Genomic DNA, 1,856 nt, shown 5'->3' on the forward strand with positions numbered 1-1,856 from the left:
GATATACAGTAAGTTTTAAATAATTTGGTGACCCGTACGGGATTCGAACCCGTGTTACCGCCGTGAAAGGGCGGTGTCTTAACCGCTTGACCAACGGGCCAATATAATGGCTCCACAGGTAGGACTCGAACCTACGACCGATCGGTTAACAGCCGATTGCTCTACCAACTGAGCTACTGTGGAATAATACTGGTGGGCCTGAGTGGACTCGAACCACCGACCTCACGCTTATCAGGCGTGCGCTCTAACCAGCTGAGCTACAGGCCCATACTAATATGGGTTGTCCAGTTTATCACAAAGAAAATGGAGCGGGTGATGAGAATCGAACTCACGACATCAGCTTGGAAGGCTGAGGTTTTACCACTAAACTACACCCGCATATTTTTTTATAGATGGTCGGGAAGACAGGATTTGAACCTGCGACCCCCTGGTCCCAAACCAGGTGCTCTACCAAGCTGAGCCACTTCCCGATGGTATAATGGTGCGCCCTGAGAGATTCGAACTCCCGACCTTTTGATTCGTAGTCAAACACTCTATCCAGCTGAGCTAAGGGCGCATATTTATGGTGCCGAGGGCCGGACTTGAACCGGCACGATAGTCACCTACCGCAGGATTTTAAGTCCTGTGTGTCTGCCAATTCCACCACCCCGGCAAGGGTATTAAGGACTTTAAAGAATATTATATTGGAGGCGGCACCCGGATTTGAACCGGGGGTAAAGGTTTTGCAGACCCGTGCCTTACCACTTGGCTATGCCGCCAAGCTTAAAATATACATGGAGCGGAAGACGAGATTCGAACTCGCGACCCCCACCTTGGCAAGGTGGTGTTCTACCACTGAACTACTTCCGCAATAAATGGCTGGGCTAGAAGGATTCGAACCTTCGCATGACGGAATCAAAATCCGTTGCCTTACCGCTTGGCTATAGCCCAATAAATTTAACTTTATGGGGCGGCTGATGGGAATCGAACCCACGAATGCCGGAACCACAATCCGGTGCGTTAACCACTTCGCCACAACCGCCATGAGTAAGAAGTGGTGGAGGGGGACGGATTCGAACCGCCGAACCCTGAGGGAGCGGATTTACAGTCCGCCGCGTTTAGCCACTTCGCTACCCCTCCACTATCTAAATAAATATAAGTGGTGGCTCGGGACGGAATCGAACCGCCGACACATGGATTTTCAGTCCATTGCTCTACCGACTGAGCTACCGAGCCTTTATAAAGTACGTTTTTTAAAATGGCGGTCCCGACGGGAATCGAACCCGCGATCTCCTGCGTGACAGGCAGGCATGTTAACCGCTACACCACGGGACCTTGGTTGCGGGGGGCGGATTTGAACCACCGACCTTCGGGTTATGAGCCCGACGAGCTACCAGACTGCTCCACCCCGCGACGTTATTAATTGGTATTTCATAAAATCAAATGGTGGAGGATGACGGGCTCGAACCGCCGACCCCCTGCTTGTAAGGCAGGTGCTCTCCCAGCTGAGCTAATCCTCCGACATACAGAAAGTATTGCATATATTTTGGTGACCCGTACGGGATTCGAACCCGTGTTACCGCCGTGAAAGGGCGGTGTCTTAACCGCTTGACCAACGGGCCATATACTTAATAGATTAGAATTGTGGCGGAGGAAGAGGGATTCGAACCCCCGCGGGCTTTAACACCCCTGTCGGTTTTCAAGACCGATCCCTTCAGCCGGACTTGGGTATTCCTCCACATATTATATTTATATCTTTAATGGTGGACCCTGTAGGACTCGAACCTACGACCAACCGGTTATGAGCCGGTTGCTCTAACCAACTGAGCTAAGGGTCCTTAAAAACGTTAAGATAATAAATTTACAATACTAAATCT

Annotated in this window: 19 tRNA genes; all 19 read right to left on the minus strand. The window is 50.7% G+C overall.

What is annotated here, in order from left to right:
- Positions 1–25: 25 nt before the first annotated feature.
- The 19 genes from ACERII_RS25630 to ACERII_RS25720 all read right to left on the minus strand — a co-directional run bounded on the left by ACERII_RS25630 (position 26) and on the right by ACERII_RS25720 (position 1,817).
- Positions 26–100, minus strand: a tRNA-Glu gene (locus tag ACERII_RS25630).
- 7 nt (positions 101–107) lie between these two features.
- Positions 108–183, minus strand: a tRNA-Asn gene (locus ACERII_RS25635).
- 7 nt (positions 184–190) lie between these two features.
- A tRNA-Ile gene (locus ACERII_RS25640) sits at positions 191–267 on the minus strand.
- A 37-nt stretch (positions 268–304) separates the two neighbouring features.
- Positions 305–378, minus strand: a tRNA-Gly gene (locus ACERII_RS25645).
- Between the two features lie 15 nt (positions 379–393).
- A tRNA-Pro gene (locus ACERII_RS25650) sits at positions 394–470 on the minus strand.
- Between the two features lie 9 nt (positions 471–479).
- Positions 480–556: transfer RNA gene (locus ACERII_RS25655), tRNA-Arg, on the minus strand.
- A 7-nt stretch (positions 557–563) separates the two neighbouring features.
- Positions 564–652 (minus strand) — tRNA-Leu (locus ACERII_RS25660).
- Positions 653–684: 32 nt separating this feature from the next.
- Positions 685–758 (minus strand) — tRNA-Cys (locus ACERII_RS25665).
- A 16-nt stretch (positions 759–774) separates the two neighbouring features.
- Positions 775–849 (minus strand) — tRNA-Gly (locus ACERII_RS25670).
- 6 nt (positions 850–855) lie between these two features.
- A tRNA-Gln gene (locus ACERII_RS25675) sits at positions 856–930 on the minus strand.
- Positions 931–945: 15 nt separating this feature from the next.
- Positions 946–1,021: transfer RNA gene (locus ACERII_RS25680), tRNA-His, on the minus strand.
- Positions 1,022–1,034: 13 nt separating this feature from the next.
- A tRNA-Tyr gene (locus tag ACERII_RS25685) sits at positions 1,035–1,119 on the minus strand.
- A 20-nt stretch (positions 1,120–1,139) separates the two neighbouring features.
- Positions 1,140–1,215 (minus strand) — tRNA-Phe (locus tag ACERII_RS25690).
- 23 nt (positions 1,216–1,238) lie between these two features.
- Positions 1,239–1,314 (minus strand) — tRNA-Asp (locus ACERII_RS25695).
- 1 nt (position 1,315) lies between these two features.
- Positions 1,316–1,392, minus strand: a tRNA-Met gene (locus ACERII_RS25700).
- A gap of 31 nt (positions 1,393–1,423) precedes the next feature.
- Positions 1,424–1,499, minus strand: a tRNA-Val gene (locus tag ACERII_RS25705).
- A gap of 27 nt (positions 1,500–1,526) precedes the next feature.
- Positions 1,527–1,601 (minus strand) — tRNA-Glu (locus tag ACERII_RS25710).
- A gap of 23 nt (positions 1,602–1,624) precedes the next feature.
- A tRNA-Ser gene (locus ACERII_RS25715) sits at positions 1,625–1,717 on the minus strand.
- Between the two features lie 23 nt (positions 1,718–1,740).
- Positions 1,741–1,817 (minus strand) — tRNA-Ile (locus ACERII_RS25720).
- Positions 1,818–1,856: the final 39 nt, after the last annotated feature.

Source organism: Evansella sp. AB-rgal1, from assembly GCF_041820985.1.
Lineage (GTDB): Bacteria > Bacillota > Bacilli > Bacillales > Salisediminibacteriaceae > Evansella.